The organism is Gemmatimonas sp. (genome assembly GCF_036405635.1).
Classification (GTDB): Bacteria; Gemmatimonadota; Gemmatimonadetes; order Gemmatimonadales; family Gemmatimonadaceae; genus Gemmatimonas.
On record NZ_DASWXE010000072.1, the window covers coordinates 1 to 20799 of the forward strand.

Genomic DNA, 20799 nt, shown 5'->3' on the forward strand with positions numbered 1-20799 from the left:
CGACGACATCGTGCGGGCCCGCTCGGACAGCCCGTTGCTCAGCGATCTGCGCGTGGCGTTGCCGCATGTGCTCGACAACGTGCGGCGTGTGACCGAAGGTGTGCCGCCCGCGCTGGCCTACGATGGTCCTGAGCCCGGTGCGGCCGACCTGTTGCGTCAGGCACGCGGCTTCACGACCGGTGAGTTTGCGATTCCCACCGACCTGCTGCAGAAGGCGAACACGGTGGTGCGCGCGCTGCCCGAGCAGTTGCCGGTCATTCGTCACGGCATGCGGGATCACGGTGGTCCACCGCCGCTGGCCATCGATGCGGAACTCACCGAAGAGTGGCTGACGGGCTTCCTGCGTGAAGAGATGACCCGCCGCGGCTTCGGGAAGGCGGTGATCGGTATCTCCGGTGGCGTCGACTCTGCAGTAACCGCCGCGCTCGCCGTGCGAGCGCTCGGTGCGTCCAACGTGATTGGTGTGCGGTTGCCGTATCGCACCTCGAGCGCCGAGTCGCTGGATCATGCGCAGCTGGTGATCGATGCGCTGGGGATCGAGTCGCGCACGCTGGATATCTCGCCGGCGGTGGATGGATATCTCGCCAACGAACCCGATGCCGATGGTGGGCGTCGTGGCAACGTGATGGCGCGTGTGCGCATGATCGCGCTGTTCGATCTGTCGGCGCGCTACCGTGCGCTGCCGCTGGGCACCGGCAACAAGACCGAACGCCTGTTCGGCTACTTCACCTGGCACGCCGATGACTCACCGCCGGTGAATCCGATCGGTGATCTGTACAAGACGCAGGTGTGGGAGCTGGCGCGCCACCTGCAGTTGCCGTCCATCGTGATCACGAAGGCACCAACGGCCGACCTGATCTTGGGCCAGACGGACGAGAGCGATCTGGGCATCTCGTATCCACGGGCAGACGAGATCCTCAACGGCTTGTTGCACGGCTACTCTGACGAAGCCATGCGTGCGCGTGGCATCTCCGAGGAAGAGTTGGCCATCGTATCGCGTCGCCTCAACGGCACGCACTGGAAGCGCCGTCCGCCCGCCACCGCGCTGGTGAGCCAGTCAGGAATTGGTGAGTCGTACCTTCGCCCGGTCGACTACTGAAGGGCGGCACCATGACCGGTGTCCATGTGACCGGTGTCCGCCTGCATCTCCTCATTGTGGAGGATGATGAACACGTCCGTCGTGCCCTGCGTGAAGCCTTGCAGGAGTACGCGGCGGACGTCAGTGAAGCGGCGACCGCGCAGGAGGGGCTCACCATTGCCTCGCGGCAGGCCCTCGACGCGATCATTCTGGACCTCGGTCTGCCCGACAGCTCGGGGCTCGAGTTGTGCCAGTCGCTGCGCGCCTTCACGCAGGTGCCCATTCTCGTGCTCTCCGCCATGCACGACGAAAGCACCAAGGTCGCGCTGCTGAACGCCGGCGCCGACGACTACGTCACCAAGCCCTTCTCCAGTCCCGAACTGGTGGCGCGCATTCAGGCCCATGTGCGCCGGTTCAGCGACCGTCGCGATGGCATCTCGCCGGTGCGACTGCGACTTGGCGACGTGGAGCTCGACCTGCAGCAACGCGTGGCCACCCGGGGCGGACAGGCTCTTCGGTTGACACCCACCGAGTGGACATTGCTGCGGGTACTCGTGGGTCAGCGCGGCCGCACGATGACCCATCGCCAACTGTTTCTGGCCGTGCGGAATCGGGAATACGGCGATGCGAGTCTGCACCTGCGCGTGCACCTCACGCACCTGCGTCGCAAGATCGAGGCAAACCCCGCGGAACCGCGTTTCATCGTGACCGACCCCGGCGTGGGCTACCGCTTCGAACCACCCGGACCCGACGAGGCGGTCTAGTGCTCCGCAACCACCGACGGACGCTCACGCTGTGGCTGCTGTGGGTGGTGGCACTGGCCGCCTTGGTGGCGGTGCTGATTCCCTCGCGCGAAGAGGTGGAGCAAACCCACGCCGCGCTCATGATGCTGCTCATCGTCCTGGGCGCCAGCGCCACGGTGGGCTTCGCGGCCGGCGTCAGCATCGCGTTGATCGCCTTCGCGTTGCTCAGCTACTACTTCGAGTCGCCACTCGACACGATCGACCTGCCGAAAGGCGTGGACTTGATCGAGCTCACGTCGTTCTTGATCGTGGCCGTGGTGGCGGCGCGCTTGCTCACCATCGCCCGCAATCGCGCCACGCTGGCAGAGACGCGCGCGCGGGAAATCGAGCGCCTGGCTGCCGAACGCACCGCCCTGGCGATGCAGGCGGCGCAGGCCGAGGGGCTGGCCGAGGCCAATCGCATGAAGGACGCGTTGTTGGCGACGGTCTCACACGACCTGCACACACCGCTCACCACCATTCGTGCGCTGGCCGGGCGACGATCGGTGGCAGACGACGCCGACTGGCTGCTGGTGCAGCAGGAGACCGATCGCCTCGCGCATCTCGTGCGGGAGTTGCTGGACTACTCGCGCATTCGCGGTGGGGCATTGCCCGTGCGCATCGAGACGTATCCGGCTGAGGACCTGGTGGGCGCCGTGGCGCGGGAATGCGGCGACAGGCTGACGTCGCACACCCTGCACACACATGTGCCGATGTCTGGCCCCGTGCTGGCGGGATCGTTCGATCTCGTGCTGAGCACACGTGTGCTGGTGAATCTGGTGGAGAATGCAGCGAAGTACGGCACTATGGGCAGTCGTATCGACCTGCATGTGGACCGCGCCGGACACTCGCTGCGCTTCTCCGTCTCGAATCTCGGTCCCGAAATCCCCGGCACCGACCGCGAACGCATCTTCGAGCCGTTCACGCGCGCCGGCAGCACATTCGAGCAGTCACGTGTGCCCGGTGTGGGACTTGGCCTGGCCATCGCGCGGGCACTCACCGAGGCGCAATCCGGCGCCCTCGTACTGGCGAGCAGTGATGGCACCGGCCTCACGCGGTTCGTGCTCACACTACCGGCCATCGATTGGGCTGATGTGGTGCCCGATACGACATACGATGGGCAGGCTACGAACAGAACGTAGCGGCACGTTAGCACAACCTTAGCACACAAGATTGGGCATAGCAGAACATTAGCGGTGATGTGCACAATCACGTCGCCGTGCTTGGCTACGATGCGGGAGTCGATTCCTCACTCCCGCTCGGAAGATCGTACGCGATGCATCTGCACACACTTCGCCTGGTTCGCATCATCGCCGACCCATCGCTGACCGACGCCGTTGTGGCGTTACTCACGGCGAGAGGCGCGCACACCTGCCTGCACAGCAGCGTGGCCACGTCGGACGGAGAGGTGGCGACGGCGCGCCCCGCCTTCACGCTCACCGAGTCGTTGGTCAGTGCACTCGACGCCGAATCCATCCTTCGGGCAGTGCACGACGAGTTGCAGCCCCACCATGCCGTACTCGCCTATGCGGTGGAGGCGCACGCGTACCTGCGCGAGCAGCGCCTGTGAGCGCACCAACATCTCGGGCACGCGCGGCCTTGGTCGCTGCGCTCATCATGATGGTGTGGCCCGCGGCCGTGCTGTCGGCGCAGCAGCAACCGCAGGCCGACACCCTGCGCCTGCGTGTGACAGATCTGCCGGCGCTCGTACAGCGCAACAATCCGGCGGCACGCACCGCGCGTTTCGATATGGCGCTCTCCGATGGCGATATCACTACTGCGCGGCTTCGGCCCAATCCGGAGCTCGAAGTCATCGCCGACGTGCTGCCACTCGGTGGCGGCGAAACCCACCCGAACAGCCGCCAGTACGGCATGCAGCTCGCGTTCCCCATCGAGCGCGGCAACAAGCGCGGTCTGCGCACCGAAGTCGCCACCCGTGCCCGGGCACTGTCAGAGCAGCGCGCGGTGGATGTGTTTCGTCAGCAAATGCTCGAGGTGCAACTGGCTTGGACCGAGCTGCTCGCGTCACAGGCAGAGGAGCGTATCGCTGCCGGCACACTCGAGAGCTACAACCGCCTGGTCACCGTGAGCCGTGCACGCCGCGATGCGCGGCAGATCTCCGACGCCGAGCTGGCTCGCATCACCGTCGAACGTGGACGGGCGGCAGTAGCATTGGATGCGCAGCGTGGAGAGTCAGCCGATGCACAAGCCACGCTTGCCCGACTGCTCGGCGTATCGGCCATCATCGTCCCGTCCGATACGTTGGCGCCCATGGCATCGCTCCCCGGAGCAGACAGCGTTGGGGCGTTGGAAAACGAAGCGCTCCGCGCGCGCGCTGACCTGATCGCGGCACGGCAGTCGGTGGAAGTTGCGCAGTCGGACCAGAAGCTCCAGCACGCGATGGGCAAGCCGGACGTTGCCTTCTCGGTGGAGTACAGCATGCAGCAGTACATCCCACTGTATGGTGCGTCAGTGCGTCTGCCACTGCCCCGCAACAACCGCAATCAGGGTGAGCGCCAGAAGGCCATCGTGCGGGTGGCACAGGCACGTGACGACGTGGAACGCATCGAGCGTGAGGTGCGTGTGGAGCTTCGGCGCGCATTGGCCATGGTCGATACACGCGCAGCGGCCTTGTCCCGTTTCGGCACCACCACCGATGGCATTCTCGCGCAGGCGCTGGCCGCCCGCACCGCCGCGGAGTTCGCCTATCGCAACGGCGCGACGTCCCTCGTCGAGTTGCTCGACGCCGAACGCAGCTACGACGACATCCGACGTGCCCATGTCGACGCCGTCGCCGACGTGAACCGCAGCCTCATTCACCTGCACTTCGTGGCAGGCCTCGCCCCGGAGACCCAGCCATGACCCCTTTGTCGATTCACTTGCCTACCACGCGCCAATTTGGATTGGCCTGCCTGTGCGCACTGAGCGCCGCCTGCACAACGGTAGAACCATCCGCTGAGTTGCCCTCTGGTGATACGGCCACGAGCGTCGTCTCGAAGCCCGCGGGCGAAGGATCCCGGTCGACACCACCCGCGACGGTGTCGACACTGGCTGCCGGTGATCGCATCGTGCTCGACAGCGCGCGGGGCTCCCGTTTCACGCTGATCACGGCTGAGCGCAAGACGTTTGCCGTGGCGCAGCGACTGCCCGGACGTGTGGTGGCAACGGCTGTTGCAGCCCGTGAGCTCTCCACCCCCCTGCTCATCTTCGAGACCCCCGACCTCTCGCAGGCCTATGCGGAGTTTCTCCGCGCACGCACGGAATTGGCGCGCACGCGTCGTGTGGCGGAGCGCCTGGGCGCTCTGGCGCAGAATGGGGCCGCCGCTGGCAAGGACCTCGACGATGCCGAGGTGGATGTACTGCAGGCCGAATCACATGTGCGGGAAACGGAGGCTCGGCTGCGTGAAGCCGGACTCGACCCGGCAGTGTTGTCGCGCATCGGCGCCGGAGCGGCGCTCGTGAGTGCCGATCTTCCCGAAGGCCGCATCGGGCTGGTGCGGGTTGGTGCGGTCGCCCTCGTTGATCTTACCTCGTTCCCCGATGCACCACAGCGTGGGCGTGTGATCGCGGTGAGTGACGCCATCGACCCACAGACCCGCACCGCACGTGTGGCCATTCTCGTGAGTCAACCGGGTGGTGTGCGTCCCGGCATGTTCGCGTCCGTTCAGGTCGAGCAACGCGCCGCGCAGGCGGTAGCGGTGCCGCGCACGGCGCTCGTGCAGGCCGATGCCCGGACGTTTGCCTTCGTGCGTGTGGGGGACGTGTTCGAGCGCCGCGAACTCACCCTCGGTCCCGACGACGGCAACCTCGTCGCAGTACTCGGCGGCATTCAGCCCGGTGAGCAGGTCGTGACATCCAATGTCATGCTGCTCAAGGGCCTTTCCTTCGGGTACTGACGCATGCTCGAAGCCATTACCCGATTCTCGCTGCGTCAACGCCTCATGGTGCTGGTGTTGGCCGCACTGCTCGTCATTGCCGGTGTCGCAAGCTGGCGGACACTCAAGCTCGAAGCCTACCCGGACGTCTCCGACACCGAAGTCGCCATCATCACGCAGTACGATGGCCGTGCCGCGGAAGAAGTGGAGCAGCAGATCACCATTCCCGTGGAGCGCGCGGTGAACAGCGTGCCGCGGGTGATCAATCGTCGCTCGCGCACGATCTTCGGCCTGTCCATCGTGAAGCTCACCTTTCAGGAAGGCACCGACGATTTCTTTGCGCGCCAGCAGGTGCTGGAGAAGCTGCGCGACGCCGACCTGCCCGATGGGACACAACCACAGCTGGCGCCGTTGTCCACGCCTGTCGGCGAAATTGTACGCTACGTGGTGGAGAGCGACGGTCGCCACAACTCCATGCAGCTGCGTGAGCTGCAGGACTGGGTGGTGATTCCGCGACTGCTGCAGGCGCCCGGCGTCACCGATATCACGAACTTCGGCGGCCTGGTTCGCCAGTTCAATGTGGTGATCGACCCGGAGCGACTACAGAAATTTGGACTCACGCTCGAACAGCTGGCCCAGTCCATCCGCGAGAACAACAACAGCACGGGCGGCAATGTCATTCGCAGTGGCGCCTCGCAGTTGGCGGTGCGCGTGATGGGACGCATCACCGATGCAGAGGACCTTGGCCGCACCGTTGTCGCCACACAGCGCGGTGTCCCCCTGTTTCTGCGCGACGTGGCCAGTGTGGAGACCGGTCCCCTGCCCCCCACCGGCGTGCTGGGTTTCGTGGATCTCACGCGCGGTGAAGATGTGGACGATGGTGTGGAAGGCATCGTGCTCATGCGCCGCGGCGAGAATCCATCTGACGTGCTGGATGCTGTCAAGGCACGCATCGAGGCGCTGAACACCAGCGGTCTCCCTGACGGGGTGAAGGTGCGAGTGCTGTACGACCGCTCGGAGCTGGTGCAGGCGACTCTCCGAACGGTCACGCACACACTGGCCGAGGGACTGTTCATCGTCACCATCGTGCTGCTGCTGTTCCTGGGTGACTTGCGCCTGGCCACCGCGGTGGCCGTGACCATTCCGCTGTCGTTGTGTGGGGCGTTCGTGCTCATGAAGCTGACGGGCATCCCCGCCAACCTGCTGTCGCTGGGGGCGATCGACTTCGGCATCATCGTGGATGCCTCCGTGGTGATGGTGGAAGCCATCGCCCGCACCTTGTCGCACCAGACGGACGACGAGCGCAGGCTGGGCAACCGACGGGCAATCTTCGCGGCAGGTGCCGAGGTACGCCGGCAGATCGTGTTCGCCGTGCTCATCATCATTCTGGCCTTCCTGCCGCTGTTCACGCTGCAGCGCGTGGAGGGCAAGCTGTTCCGCCCGATGGCGTTCACGCTCTCGTTTGCGATTGGCACGTCGCTGGTGCTGGCGCTCACCATTGTGCCGGTCGCCTGCTCGTTGCTGCTGGGACGCAACTTTCGCGAGCGGCACAATCCGGTGCTGCATTGGCTTGGTGAACGGTACCGCAACACGGTGCGCGGCGTACTGCGTCGTCCGCTGCCGGTGCTGGCCGGAGCGGGGCTACTCATTGCCATCTCGCTGGCAGCGGCGCGTGTGGTGGGCACCGAATTCCTGCCGCAGCTCGATGAAGGCGGTTTCAATATCCGGTGCATCCTGCCATCGGGCATCGCCATCGACGAAGCCCGCCAATACCCCCCACAGATCCGCGCCACACTCGCCGAGTTCCCCGAAGTGCGGGTCGCGATCTCATCGCTGGGCCGTAATGACGACGGCACCGATCCCTACGGTCCGAGTCGCATCGAAACACTGGTGCAGTTGCGCCCCTACGACAGCTGGACCACGGGCCGCAACAAGGCAGACTTGCAGAAGGCCATGCAGGAAGCGCTCGACGCGCGCATGCCAGGCGCCAGCTTCAGCTTCTCACAACCCATTCTCGACAACGTGAGCGAAGCGGTGACGGGTTCTGCGGCTGACCTGGCGGTGCTCGTGAATGGTCAGGATCCCGCGGTGCTGCGGCGTCTCGCGCTCGAGGTGCTGGAGGAAGTGCGTCAGGTGCGCGGCGCCTCGGCCAGCGGCCTGGAACAGGAAGGCCCGCAGACGCAGTTGTTGGTCGACGTGGACCGGGAAGCGCTCGCCCGCTACGGCATCGATATCAGCGACGTGAACACCGTCATCGATCTCGCCGTCGCGGGCAGTCCGGTGAGCGAGGTGTACGAGGGCGACCGCCGGTTTGCGATCACGCTGCGCTACACCCGTGAAGCGCGGTCGAGCATTCCGGCCATCGAGGCACTGCAGATTCTCACCGCCAGCGGTGCGCGTATTCCCCTGTCGCAGGTGGCACGCGTGAAGCTGGTGGAAGGCCAGACGCTGGTGGCCCGCGAGAACGGCATCCGGCAGATGGGTGTGCGCACCAACATCGTCGGGCGTGACCAGGGCAGCTTTGTGGCCGAGGCACAGGAGCGTGTGGCCAAGGCCGTACAGTTGCCCGATGGCTATGACATTCGCTGGGGTGGTCAGTTCGAGAATCTCACCCGTGCACGCGGACGTCTCGCACTCATCGTGCCCATCACGGTGGTGCTCATCTTCATCGTGCTGTTTGTTCTGTTCGACAACAGCCTGGTGGACGCGAGCATCGTGCTGATGAATGTGCCCTTTGCCATGGTTGGCGGGATCGCTGCGCTATTGGCGCGCAACATCAACTTCAGCGTGTCGGCCGGAGTGGGATTCATTTCCCTGTTTGGCGTGGCCGTGATGTCCGGCGTGCTGCTGGTCAGCTACATCAACATGCTGCGACAGGAACGCCTGATGCGCCTGCACCGCGCGGTATTGGAAGGCGCGGTCACACAGTTCCGGCCCATTCTCATGATGATGTCGGTGGCGTTGATCGGCTTGATTCCGGCCGCGCGTGCCGAAGGGATTGGCAGTGACATTCAGCGTCCGCTCGCCTCGGTCATCGTGGGCGGGCTGCTGTCGGCGCTCTTGCTCACGCTGTTCGTGATGCCGGCCCTGTACTTCGTGGTGGAGCGGGCCCGTCTGGCCCGTCGCTACCGCGGCCGGCACCGTGCGCGCGGGGCTGCCGTCGAGCAGGATGTGTTCTGACCATCCTGCTCGCGACGAGTCTTACGGCGCCTTCCAGAGTGCATTGGGGTCGGCTACCGCGAGCTCCCTGCAAAATCCACTGATGCGTTCCACCGCCTGCGCCATGAACTGGGCGCCGGCGGGCTCAGTGGCCGATCGCGGATCACCCACGCCGGTGTCAGCCGACAACTGTGTCCACCGACGTGGCATCCACGCCCATCCCTTTCGTACCGCCTCGAGCGCGCTGGGATTCACGGCACCATCACCCCATGCGCTGCGATCCTCGACAACAAGACCGGGGGCGATGTGCATCACGGCGGCAGTTTCCAGTTCGCCGGCATGATCACCGGGCTCGCGGAACACATTGCTGCCGGCGGTCTGCCACCAGTTCACGATCGCGAGCATGATGGACGTTTCGGGCTGCAGCTCGCGCACCAGAGCACGCAGCTCGTTGCCGCCATGGGCGTTGAGCAGCACCAACGCGCGCACGCCGTGCGGTTCGAGACTGCGCACCACATCGCGCAGCACGATGAGCTGTGTGCTGGGCATGACGTTGATCGTGAACCGCAGGTCGAGCTGCGTCGTGTTCACGCCAAATGGGATGGGCGGCAACGCCAGCACGCCCGTGCCATGGGCAATCGCATGCGCCGCCACGCGCGCAGCAACTTCGGTACCCAGCAGCGTATCCGTGCCGTACGGCAGGTGCGTGTTGTGCGGCTCGGTGGCGCCGAACGGCAACAGCGCCACCGGCCAGGCACCTTCACGCATCGCCGGCCACGTCTGTTCGGCCAGTACCCCAGGGCGCGGTCCGCGTCCGTTGGTCAGATCACTCATCGCCCTGCCGCCGCAAACGTGTCGCACTGCCGCGGATCGCCGCTGTCGAAACCGCGACGGAACCAGCGCGAACGTTCGGCCGACGAACCATGCGTGAAGGACTCCGGACTCACACGACCGGTGGACATTTTCTGCAGGTGATCATCACCGACGGCCGCCGCTGCGCCGAGTCCCTCTTCGAGATCGCCAGACTGCAGCACCCCCGCCTGCGCGGCGGCATGTCCCCACACACCGGCATAACAGTCGGCCTGCAATTCCATCGCCACGGAGAGTCGGTTGGCGGCCGACGGATTGCGCTGCTGCGCTGCACGCATCTCCCGCTCGGTGCCCAGCAGGTTCTGCACGTGATGCCCGATCTCGTGCGCCAGCACATAGGCCTGCGCAAAGTCACCCGGCGCGCCGAACTGCCGGTCGAGCTGATCGAAGAACGACAGATCGACATACACCTTGTAGTCGCCCGGGCAGTAGAACGGCCCAGACGCCGACTCGGCCGCACCACACGCCGACTGCACCGCATCGCGGAACAGCACGAGCTTGGCGGGCTGGTACTGCGGCAGGATGCGGGTCCAGGTCGCCTGCGTGGTGTCGAGCACGAACGACACGAACTGCACCATCTGCTCTTCCTGCGGATCCTGCAGCGCCGCCGGCGCCTGAGCGGATGGCACCTCTGCACCAGGCACCGCACCGCCAGTGAGCGGAGTGATGAGGTCGCGCTTGAAGACGAGGCTCAGGATCAGCAGGATCACCATGCCACCCAGTCCAATGCGCATGCCACCACCGGGGCCACCGCGCATACCACCGCCGCCACTCTGTCCACGACGGTCTTCGAGATTGTTGCTGCGTCCACCTGGGGTCCAGCGCATGCTGCCTCCACGATCCGGCGTTGAGCCAAAGGAAAAGAACTTCGCTACGGTGCGCGGCCGGCTTTCAAGGTGAGAAATTCCTGGTCGTCCGCGCCAACCGTCTGCAACCACGTGCGCACTTCCGGCAACCGTTGCGGACCGAATACACCCCGTCCGCCCTCGAGCTCGCGCACCACGCGCAACTCCTGTCCGTCGAGTGTCCAGGTGGATCGGTAGCGTCCGAAAAAGCTGGTGGTGTTCACATTCGTCGGCAGATCCACCGTCCATCCGTCGGGCAAGGTCACGCGCCATTCGATCGTGGCCGACGCCGGCGGTATCACGCGAGCGGCGTCGATGGGCAGCAGCCGCGGACGCGTGGAATCAATCTGCCCCAGCATGGTACGGAGCTGTCGCGCCGGGCCACGCATCGCAGCCGGCAGTCGCAACAAGCGCACCCCCGACACGGTGCGCACCACATCCGGCACACGCATGCGATACCGCAGACGTGGTGACGTGGCGAGATCACGTCCATGGCTGCCTTCCAGCGAGTCGATCATGACCGCCGCAGCCGCCTCGTTGCCGGCAAGACGCTGGGCGAGCGCACGTATCGCGGCCGTGCGTCGATTCTGATCGGCCGCTGCCGCGAGCAGTGCGCGGAGCGTGGGCGCCGCCGACCCCTGCGCCTCCTCCTGCACCGTGCCGATCATGGCGCCGTTGGCGTCGATGCGCGCCACGACCTGCTGTCGGGCGTGATTGCTCGCTGGTGCCGTGGACGGCAGCGTTACCGGTGCTGCGGTGCCACCGGATGTCACCCGCACCGCGAAGGCGCCCTGATACGACTCCGGGATCTCACCGTACGGGAAGATGTCGGCCGTGAGATCGGTGTAGCGCCATGCTGCGCCATCACGCACTGCAGCGATCACGTGGTTGAACTGGAAGATGCTGGGTGATGCCGGATCGGGGCGCCCCGAGAGTGCGAGCACCACAGGCTCTGCCTCGATGCCAGCGCGCCGCAGCAGCGCCACGAACAGTGTCGTCTTGTCCTTGCAGTCACCAAAACCGGTGCGCAGCACTTCATCCGGTGTGCGGGGCTGATAACCACCGATGCCCAGCGCCACCGACACATACCGGATATCCTGCGCCACCCAGCGATGCCAGGCGCGCAATGAATCTGCACGGCTGCGTGGGCCAGCCGCGGCCACGACAGAGTCGGCCACACGACCCACCGCCGCCGATACCTCATATCGTTCGCGCGAGAGGCCATTGTACCACGCCGCGAGTCCGTTCCAGTCGCCCGGGGCAGACACCGTGATCGTCTGCGCTACTCCATTCGAGTCGGCCGCAAACGGTTCCGCGCGCAGCGGCACCTGGTCGATCGAGGTCCACCGGAACCGGCGTCGCCCATCAACCGTGTCGTCCTGACGCGGCGCGACGAGATTGCGTTCGACGATCGTGGGCGCATATCCCGCGGGTACGTCCAACGTGAACAGCGAACGGCGCACCGGAAACAGGCCGTTGAGCGCCCAGCGATGCAGATAGTCGCCGGCGCGTTGCGGGGCCTGCTCTTCCAGCGTGAAGGCGATGTCGACGATCGTGCCCGGAGCGACACCGGCCAACGACAACCGGCGCACGCGCTGGTCCTGATACACCGGATTGTTCATGGCCGCTGGCACATCGGCGTCCTGTTCCTGGGCGGCGCGATCGCTGATCACCTCACCATTCGGCCGCAGCACACGCACCCAGCGCACCGTCAATCGCTGATGACTACGCGAGAACGTCAGCGCCCGCTCGGCCATCGTGCGCACGCCGTTGGCATCGAGCACCTGCATCACCTGTCGCACATCGTTACGCCACGTGCCGTCCCGCTCCACGCGGAACGTGCCTTCATCGAGCAACACGACAAACGGCGCACCACGCACACGGGTGGGATCGAGGGCGAGGCGTACGATGGTGTCCGACGGGGCGCGGGCCGGCGCCTGACCATGCGCGCTCGATGCGCTGGCCCCGCAGACAAGGATGGTTAGCCCAGCCGATGTCAGGCCTGATCGGAGTGGACGGACCTGCAACAATCGGCGGAACCAAGCGCGGGGCGGCATGTCCCAACTATAACCGCCGCCTTTCCCGTCGGCGCACCAGATGCGCGACATTGCCTGTCGCCGTCTGGCACGCCCCAGAGTCCGCCGATCAGGCCGCGAACGCCTCGTGCATCCGTGCGAAGGCCAGGCTGACAGCCCGCCGTGCGCCGCGCTTGAGCGCCCGGTGCACCGTGCTGGCGTATCGCACGAAGTTCTCCCCCGCCCAGGGATGGCGACTGAAGAACTCGAAGGGCAACTGGTCGCCCTTGAGTCGATTGCACGGTCCGCAGGCCACCACGAGGTTGCCCGGATCGTTGGCGCCACCCAGCGAGCGCGGCATCACATGATCGAGCGTGGCGTTGTCGAAACGCAGCGGCGTGGCGCAGTAGGCACAGCGATGGCCACAATCCCGCAGGGCGCCTCGACGCAGCGCGTGCTTGAAGTCGAGGTGAGCGAAGCCTCCGGAGCGACGGGCCGGGCGCGCCGCACGGGAAGAGCCAGAACGCTGGACGGGGCAGCGGGCACCACGACCCGGCTTGCGACGGTCCACAAACGACGACGCCCCGGCGGAGGCAGTAAGCCTCACATCGGGGCGATAGAGCGGATTTCGGTTCGACGCGCGCATCATCCTCCTCGGGCCATCACACGGGGTGATCCTGGAGACTGCCTGCTGTTCGACGACATCCGCACGTTGGATCACGTTCCTGCTCTCGTCAAGAGCGGACCGGGCCGTGCAACACCTTGGAGACCGCGCCGTTACGCCAGACGCGGTGGGTCCATTCAGCTCCGCTTTCCGGCGCTGCCGTTGCGGGCCAGTGGATCACGCAGGAGACTCCCGATCCGGGCCGCCATGCCGTCGAGCTGCTGTCGGTTGGGCATCTCCGACGCCCCGAACGGTAGGGGAATATCGAACCCGTCCCCTTCACGCCGTGGAATGAGATGGATGTGGTAGTGCATCACATCCTGGCCGGCCGCAGCGCCCGACTTGACCACGACATTGATATCCGGCGCCCCGGATGCCGTCTGGATGGCCGGCACCAGCGTCAGCGCGACGTCGAGCAGATGGGTGCTGAGGTCTTTGGGCACCTCCTCGATCAGCTCGTAATGCTCTCGCGGGACGACCAGTACGTGACCAGGGTTGACCGGCTGGATATCGAGGAACGCGATGGCAGTCGCATCCTCATAGCAGATCGACACTTCGGCCGCGCCTCGGATCAGGTCGCAGAAGATGCAGTGTCCGGTGGACGGCTTGAGTGGGGCGGTTGGCGCGTGCATGGCGCGTGCGGGACGGTGGCGGAGGGTCGACGGGCTTCCGTGCCAACCTGCCCGGCGTCGCACCCGGAGGCAAGCGCGGCGTGCTGGCGGGCGCGGCGTCAACCTCTGCCCCCACCAGCGCGTTTCACTAAGTTGAACAGTTGCCCGTTTTCTCGACGTCCCCTCAGATCCCACCGATGGCCACTTCGACCCGTCCGAGCCGCGCCCGCCAGGCGGCGACTTCAGAGCCGACGCCGAGCGCGCCTGCCCTTTCGCGCGAGCAGTTGCTCGACGCGTTCCGCGTGATGTACACGTCGCGCCGACTCGACGACAAGGAAATTCAGCTCAAGCGCCAGAACCGGATCTTCTTCCAGATCTCCGGCGCCGGGCACGAAGCGATCATGACCGCCGCAGGTCTGGCCACCAAGCCGACCTACGACTGGTTCTATCTGTACTACCGTGACCGCGCACTCTGCCTGCAGTTGGGCATGACGCCGGCCGAGATGCTGTACAGCGCCGTCGGCGCTGCCGTCGACCCGAATTCGGGCGGCCGCCAGATGCCCAGCCACTGGGGCCACAAGGACCTGAACATCGTGTCCGTGTCTTCGCCCACCGGCACGCAGTTCCTGCAGGCCGTCGGTAACGCCGAAGCCACGCTGCGCGCTGCCAAGACCGAACTGGCGGACGACAGCTTCCATGGCGACGAAGTCACCATCGTCACCACCGGCGACGGCACGACCTCCGAAGGCGAGTTCTGGGAGTCGCTCAATACGGCTTCCAATCTCAAGCTGCCGGTCGTCTACATCGTCGAGGACAACGGGTACGCGATCTCGGTGCCGGTGGAAGTGAACACCGCCGGCGGCTCGATCTCCAAGCTCGTCGCATCGTTCCCGGGTCTCTACATCCAGGAAGTCGACGGCTGCGACCTGCTGGCGTCGTATGAAGTCATGCAGCGTGCCGTGGCGTATGCCCGCGAGCGCAAGGGCCCGGCCCTCGTGCACGCCAAGGTCATTCGCCCGTACTCGCACTCGCTGTCGGACGACGAAGTGTTCTACCGTCCGCCCGAGGAGCGTGAAGCCGACGCGGCGCGCGATCCGATCACGACGTTCCCGGCGTGGTTGATTGCCGAAGGCCATGCCACGGAAGCCGACATCCAGGCCATCCGTGATGCCGCCGACGCCGAAATCCTGGCCGCTACTGACGACGCGCTCGAACAGCCGCAGCCGTCACCCGATTCAGTGATGTACGCGGTGTACTCGCCCGATGTCGATCCGACCTCGGAACAGTTCGATACCGAAGACGATCCGCAGTTCAGCGGCGAGCCCACCACCATGGTGGACCTGCTCAATGCCTGCATGCGTGACGAGATGGCGCGCGACGAACGCATCCTCGTCTTCGGTGAAGACGTGGCCGACGTCTCGCGCGAGCAGTACCTCGGCAAGGTCAAGGGCAAGGGCGGCGTGTTCAAGGTGACGCACGGCCTGCAGACCAAGTTCGGCGGCGCGCGCGTGTACAACTCGCCGCTGGCCGAAGCCAACATCATGGGCCGCGCGATCGGCCTGGCGCACCGCGGCTTCAAGCCGGTCGTCGAAATCCAGTTCTTCGATTACATCTGGCCCGCCTTCATGCAGATCCGTGGCGAACTGGCCACGATGCGCTGGCGCTCCAACAACGCGTTCTCGTCGCCGGTGGTCGTGCGCACCACGTACGGCGGCTACATCCGCGGCGCCATCTATCACTCGCAGACCGGTGCGTCGCTCTTCACGCACAACCCTGGCCTGCGCGTGGTGTGCCCGAGCAACGCACTCGATGCGAACGGCCTGCTCCGTACGGCCATCCGTTCGGAAGACCCGGTGCTCTTCCTCGAGCACAAGCACCTGTACCGTCAGACGTACAACAAGGGGCAGTATCCGGGCCCCAACTTCATGATCCCGTTCGGCAAGGCGTCCATCCTGCGGGAAGGCACCGACATCACGCTCGTGACGTACGGCGCGACCGTGCAGCGTGCGCTGGTGGCAGCCAAGCAGATCGCGGAAGAAGGCGGCCCGAGCGTCGAAGTGATCGACCTGCGCACGCTCTCGCCGTGGGACCAGGAGACCGTGTTCAACAGCGTGAAGAAGACGAGCCGCGTGATCGTGGCCACCGAAGACTCGCTGTCGTTCGGTTACGGCGCGGAAATCGCCGCCAAGATCGCCGACGAGTGCTTCGCGTGGCTCGACGCCCCCGTGCGCCGCATTGCCAGCGCCGATTCGTGGGTGGGCTATGCCCCGCAGCTCGAAGACGCCACCCTGCCGCAGGTGGAGACGTTCCGTCAGGCCTACGTGGAACTCGCGGCCTACTGAGTTTCTGCAGGCTGCAATGACGAACCCCCGGCTCACTCATGGTGAGCCGGGGGTTTTGTCTTTGCCGCGCGACAGGTGCCTTACTTCTTCTTGCGCAGCAGCCCGCCCAGTCCCTGCTTGAGTGCATCGCCTGCCGAGCCTTTCTCCTCGGCCTTCTTGCCGTCTTTGCTCTCCTTCGCGCCCGACGCCTTGGCGCTGTCCATCGACGCCGACATCTCGGCCATCATCTTGGACATGTCCACGACTTCATAGCCCTTCGGAATCTCGAACATCGAGGCGTCGATGGAGCCCGACTTGAGGTCGGTGACTTCCGACGTGATCGTGTCGGCGACGACCTTGCCCTTCTTGTCGGTCTGTGTGGACCACGTGATGGTGCGCAGCGCGATGCCCGACTTGCCGTACTCGTTGGTGTACTTCTTCATCTCGGCCGCGAGTTCGGGGTTCGTGGCCTTCACGCCCGACGCAAACGACTTCGCCCACTGCTCCATGTCCTTGGCGCCCAGATCCATGCCCGTGGCAATCCACTGATCGCTGGAATCGGCCGTGGTGATCTTCTGGTCGGGCATCATCATGGCCTTGAGCTCCATGGTGCTCGTGTACCAGGTGCGCACCTTGCGGGTCTTGTAACCGAGGATGGCCTCACCCGCGCCCATGTCCCTGAAGCGGAAGGACGTGTTGCTCATGGTCATCTTGAGCATGGGATTGTTCATGAGTGCACCCATGCCGCTGCCGAAGCCTTCGGCGCTCATGATCATGGCCTTCTTGTCCTTCGGGTTCACCACCACGAAGCGACCAGCCTCTCCCTGCACGATGACGTAGCCGTTCTTTTCGCCAAGGGGCGTGAGGCCCTCGGTGTAATCCATGCGGACGTTGCCGTCCTGCATGCGCACCGTGGAGAGCATGTTGCGCGACTCGCGGGTGCGCTTGTCGCTGCTGCTCGAGGTGATGCGGTAGGTGAATGTCACACCGGAGGCGACGGGCGCAGGGGCCACCGGCACGACTGGCTTGGGCAGCGGTTTCGCCGCGGACAACAGCACTGCGCCGGCAGCGAGAGCCGCGGTGGTGCGAAGCGTCATGGTCATGGGAAATTCCTCATCGTCGAAGACTGGGCCATCAGCGCGGACGCGCCACCCGAACAGGTTGAAGCTATTCGTCCCGGATCGGAGGGCAAGCAACGTGCCGGGAGTGTGACGTTGGCGACATCCTCTGCGCCACCAGCGACTGTGCTGCGCCGGCTCAGCGGCTGGGCGGCGAATACCGGAGCTCGGCAGAGCGCGAGAACCGACCTTCCCGTTCCCAATAGGTCAGGTCGAAGTAGGCATGGGATCTGACAAGAGCCGCAATCGAATCGTTGGGCGCCTCCACGGCCGACTCGCGGGTGGCCTTCCTGGTTCCGGGTAGCAGCCAGAATCGCGTGCTGAAACGACTCATGCTCACGCGCACGGCACGCAACTGGTCATCGTAGCCGGGAGAGACGATATGCCCGTCACCATCTCCCAGGTTTGGCTCGTCGCGTCCAGTCTGAAAGGCGGTCCGCTGGATGAGCCACTGCGGACGCCCCGCCGACTCGCCCATCTCTCCCCGGGTCTCTCGCACTCGGATCTGCTGAACGCCGTCCGTGCGCTGCCAATTGTCTCGAAACGGGATATTACTGATCGAGGTGCCGGCCTCGCGCGCGATGGTCGCATGCAGCACGGCTTTGGCAACATGTCGCCCTGCATACGAACGCAGCGCTGCCGAGTGAAGCACGAGCGATGTGCTGTGTGTGATGCCATTCGAATCGGCCACCGTGGCATAGGTCCATGTGGACGTGGGCACGTCACCCACGAGACCGGGTGCGAGGAAAGGCGATCGGGAAGCGTTACCCTCGCGTGGCGCGTCGTTCACACCTCCCAGCTGCGCGGAGCCAAAGGGCACGTTCACGCTGTCCCCTTCTACGAACCAGAGATGAAGTCGTGACGGCAGCAGGTCGTAGCGGGCGTTCTTCTGCAGGCTATCCAATCGCAGTCGCACCATCACGGCCGGCTCAGCACCGCGCTCGGGCCAACGCACCTCTTCCAGATGCAGGCGCTCCGTCGTGTTTGCCAACACCCCCCGTTTCTCGCGCGAGGCGGGATACATCATTGACACCCCGCATGCACCGAAACACGCGAGCACGGTTACCCCTGTCAGCACGGAGCGAGGAATTCGCCGCCACAACGACTCGAGCAGCAAATAGACACAGAGGATGAGCGCCACCCTGGCGACGAGGGGATCGATCCGGACGGCCATCGTGGTCCCGCGCGCCAACGGAGCCAGCCACGCAAACGAGGTTGCGCCCACTGCCAGCAGTACCGCACCGACAAGATCGTTCGTGGCCCTGCCCAGCAGAGCCGCCGGCAAGACCCAGATACCAAGTGCCGCCATCGCGCTCAGGCTCGTGTCGCGAATGGTGTGCGCGGGGAACCCGAGCAGCATCCCTACTACAGCGACCACTGCGCCGCTGACGAGCAATACCGCGAGCACCAGAATCACTTTGGCGCCAAACAACGCAAAGCCCGTTGCGGGCTTGGTGCGTGCAAATGCCGTCGAATTCCGGATGTTGTCCAACTGCATGGTCGCCACCACCACGAGCAATGCCGCCAGAAATGGCAACATGGGCAGAAACCAATGGCTCAGATCTTCAGGAACCCAGCTGGCGGCGTCCACGGCAGACACGGTCAACAAGACCAGAAAGGTCAGCCAGTAGGCGCGGAGCCGGAGCAGATCGAATCGCAGTTGATGCAGGATGGACTGGACCAGCGTCATGAGTCCTCCCGCGTCGCCAACGCGCGTGCCGAATCCAATTGATATGCTCCATGCACATTGATTCTGCCGATAGGCACCACTTCGAATACGTCGATCACGGCACCAGCAGGGATGTAGGCACGGCGTGACGCCTGTGGCGTGGGGGACGCCATCGGCTGGAGTGCACCAACCCAACCTCTTCGTTCGATGCCAATCAGGAGCCACGCACCGGCCCAGCGCGTCATGGGCTGACTGAAGAATCGTTCCGGCGAGGCACCACGCTGACGCCGCACGACGAACTCCAGTTGCTTCTCCGACCCATCGAAAGCCACATCCACCGGCATGTCTGTGTCGCAGTCGAGCTGACTCCAGCTGGCGAGGTGCACACCGTCTGCCAGGGACCAACGCAACCGCACCAACGAGGACGTCTTGCTTCCGAACAGCCGTATGGTGCTATCCACCAGCGGAAGTCGGCGTGCGGTCAGCCGTATCAGTTCCGCGTTGAGCTCGACGGCACGAATCGCTCGCTGGCGATCGACACCGATCGGAACCGGCAACGCCATCACGGTTGAACCAGCCCCGGCAGGCGCTTCGAAGTATCGCATGACATGGCCGGGATCTGTGGGCGACGACAGCGCACTGTGAGTGTCAGGGCCGTGCGTATACCGCACGTGCACCAAAACATTGCGTAGCTGGTACCGCGCCTCTGGCTGCATTCCGTCCACGCGGATCTGAAACGGCCAGCCATCGTCCTGCGCCACACGATCCTCGCCAACCTGTGTCAGAGAAATCGATTCGGGCACAGAGCTCAGCACCGGGAGTGAAACGTCCCGTCGGGCCATCGATGGTGCATTCGACGACACCGCGAGGGATACGCTGAATCCGCCAAGTGCCAACACCGATGCCGCTCCGCGTGACAGTCGACGGCTGTAGGCCGCGAAGAGTAAAGCCGCCGCCCCTCCCACCAGCGTCACCGACACAAACGTCGGTGCCACGGATGCGATCCCAGACCGTGCAAAAAACGCGGCGGCTTTCACCCCGACCAGGCGGTCGATCAGCACGACACTCAATGGCAACAACAAGGCGCCGAGAATCGCCGTACGCAGATTCCGTGTGAGTACACCAAGCCCCATCGCCGTTGCCAGCAGGCAGGCCAGCAGAAGCGCTGGCCGCTCGAGGAGGGACAGCACCTCCTTCGCGGGCATGCCAAGCACCCCGAGATACACAGCCGCCGAAACAAGTGGCGTCATCCAGAGCATCACGAGTAGCAACAGCTTCGAGCATGCCAGAACAGCCGTGGCAACCGGCTTGCCGACACGGAAGTCTCGATCACTGAATGGCCAATCGCTCTGCGTACTCGCCACCATAGCCACGGCTGCCGTGACACTGACAAGTAGTGGCACCATGTATGACAGCCCCTCGGTCGGTTCCAGACCCGAGGTAGAGCTGATCAGCAATGTGACGTACAATGCCGCGGCGAAGGCAAACACGCTCCAGCGAATGCGCGTGATATCGAAGCGCAGCTGATGGAGAAGCTGAGCCGCAAAAGACGACGTCTCTCGCCGTGGGGAGTTCATCCGATGCTCGGCGGCATCGTGTGTCCGAGCGCAAGATAGAGCTCCTTGAGAGTCGGCTCGCTCACGAGATAGCGCGCGCCGTCGCCAGCGCTGCTGCGCACCACGGCGGCCAACTCGTCCTCTGGCATGTGGGGGATCAGTGCGGTCACACGCAGACCGGATGTCTGCACCGCAAGCCAATCGGTCGGCCAGGTGACAGCGATCGCCGGATCGTG

General features: G+C 65.1%; 16 protein-coding genes and 2 pseudogenes. 9 read left to right on the forward strand and 9 right to left on the reverse strand.

Annotated elements, in window-relative coordinates; genetic code table 11:
* Positions 1–268: 268 nt before the first annotated feature.
* The 8 genes and pseudogenes from VGE27_RS05070 to VGE27_RS05100 all read left to right on the forward strand — a co-directional run bounded on the left by VGE27_RS05070 (position 269) and on the right by VGE27_RS05100 (position 8915).
* Complete coding sequence (locus VGE27_RS05070) at positions 269–1099, forward strand: NAD+ synthase (RefSeq protein ID WP_414653540.1); 831 nt, start codon at positions 269–271, stop codon at positions 1097–1099.
* Between the two features lie 11 nt (positions 1100–1110).
* On the forward strand, positions 1111–1842 hold the full coding sequence (locus VGE27_RS05075) for a response regulator transcription factor (RefSeq protein WP_331048549.1): 732 nt from the start codon (positions 1111–1113) through the stop codon (positions 1840–1842).
* A gap of 44 nt (positions 1843–1886) precedes the next feature.
* A pseudogene (locus VGE27_RS19535) lies at positions 1887–2405 on the forward strand (DUF4118 domain-containing protein); the annotation flags it as partial.
* A 225-nt stretch (positions 2406–2630) separates the two neighbouring features.
* Positions 2631–3002: pseudogene (locus VGE27_RS19540) on the forward strand (sensor histidine kinase); the annotation flags it as partial.
* Between the two features lie 134 nt (positions 3003–3136).
* Positions 3137–3430 carry a hypothetical protein gene (locus VGE27_RS05085; RefSeq protein ID WP_331048551.1) on the forward strand — a complete coding sequence of 98 codons (294 nt, stop codon included), beginning with the start codon at positions 3137–3139 and terminating at the stop codon, positions 3428–3430.
* Entirely contained in the window at positions 3427–4722 is a 1296-nt protein-coding gene (locus VGE27_RS05090) for a TolC family protein (RefSeq protein WP_331048552.1), read from the forward strand. The genes VGE27_RS05085 and VGE27_RS05090 overlap by 4 nt, the downstream gene beginning before the upstream one ends.
* A gap of 176 nt (positions 4723–4898) precedes the next feature.
* On the forward strand, positions 4899–5756 hold the full coding sequence (locus tag VGE27_RS05095; protein ID WP_331048553.1) for an efflux RND transporter periplasmic adaptor subunit: 858 nt from the start codon (positions 4899–4901) through the stop codon (positions 5754–5756).
* Between the two features lie 3 nt (positions 5757–5759).
* The gene (locus VGE27_RS05100) at positions 5760–8915 is read left to right on the forward strand and encodes a CusA/CzcA family heavy metal efflux RND transporter (protein ID WP_331048554.1); all 3156 of its coding nucleotides are present in this window, start codon (positions 5760–5762) and stop codon (positions 8913–8915) included.
* 21 nt (positions 8916–8936) lie between these two features.
* On the opposite strand, the gene VGE27_RS05105 is transcribed toward VGE27_RS05100, so the two are convergent.
* The 5 genes from VGE27_RS05105 to VGE27_RS05125 all read right to left on the reverse strand — a co-directional run bounded on the left by VGE27_RS05105 (position 8937) and on the right by VGE27_RS05125 (position 13920).
* Positions 8937–9728 carry a creatininase family protein gene (locus VGE27_RS05105; RefSeq protein ID WP_331048555.1) on the reverse strand — a complete coding sequence of 264 codons (792 nt, stop codon included), beginning with the start codon at positions 9726–9728 and terminating at the stop codon, positions 8937–8939.
* Complete coding sequence (gene ypfJ / locus VGE27_RS05110; protein WP_331048556.1) at positions 9725–10591, reverse strand: KPN_02809 family neutral zinc metallopeptidase; 867 nt, start codon at positions 10589–10591, stop codon at positions 9725–9727. Before ypfJ ends, VGE27_RS05105 begins: the two co-directional genes overlap by 4 nt.
* 44 nt (positions 10592–10635) lie before the next feature.
* Positions 10636–12666: a DUF3857 domain-containing protein gene (locus VGE27_RS05115; RefSeq protein ID WP_331048557.1), complete on the reverse strand. Its 2031-nt coding sequence runs from the start codon at positions 12664–12666 to the stop codon at positions 10636–10638.
* 88 nt (positions 12667–12754) lie between these two features.
* Positions 12755–13270 (reverse strand): HNH endonuclease, encoded by a 516-nt coding sequence (locus VGE27_RS05120; RefSeq protein ID WP_331048558.1) that lies wholly within the window; start codon positions 13268–13270, stop codon positions 12755–12757.
* Positions 13271–13425: 155 nt separating this feature from the next.
* Entirely contained in the window at positions 13426–13920 is a 495-nt protein-coding gene (locus tag VGE27_RS05125) for an HIT family protein (protein ID WP_331048559.1), read from the reverse strand.
* A 176-nt stretch (positions 13921–14096) separates the two neighbouring features.
* Here VGE27_RS05125 and VGE27_RS05130 point away from each other — a divergent pair, with 176 nt between their 5' ends.
* Positions 14097–16241, forward strand: a complete 2145-nt coding sequence (locus VGE27_RS05130; protein WP_331048560.1) for a dehydrogenase E1 component subunit alpha/beta — start codon at positions 14097–14099, stop codon at positions 16239–16241.
* Positions 16242–16321: 80 nt separating this feature from the next.
* On the opposite strand, the gene VGE27_RS05135 is transcribed toward VGE27_RS05130, so the two are convergent.
* The 4 genes from VGE27_RS05135 to VGE27_RS05150 form a co-directional block, all read right to left on the reverse strand.
* Entirely contained in the window at positions 16322–17323 is a 1002-nt protein-coding gene (locus VGE27_RS05135) for a DUF4412 domain-containing protein (RefSeq protein ID WP_331048561.1), read from the reverse strand.
* Positions 17324–17477: 154 nt separating this feature from the next.
* A complete protein-coding gene (locus VGE27_RS05140) occupies positions 17478–19028 on the reverse strand; it encodes a hypothetical protein (RefSeq protein ID WP_331048562.1) in 1551 nt (516 codons plus the stop codon).
* Positions 19025–20584, reverse strand: coding sequence for a hypothetical protein (locus VGE27_RS05145; RefSeq protein WP_331048563.1), 1560 nt, complete (start codon positions 20582–20584; stop codon positions 19025–19027). Before VGE27_RS05145 ends, VGE27_RS05140 begins: the two co-directional genes overlap by 4 nt.
* The coding region (locus VGE27_RS05150; protein WP_331048564.1) for a hypothetical protein at positions 20581–20799 on the reverse strand (219 nt) is incomplete at its 5' end. The genes VGE27_RS05145 and VGE27_RS05150, both read right to left, overlap by 4 nt.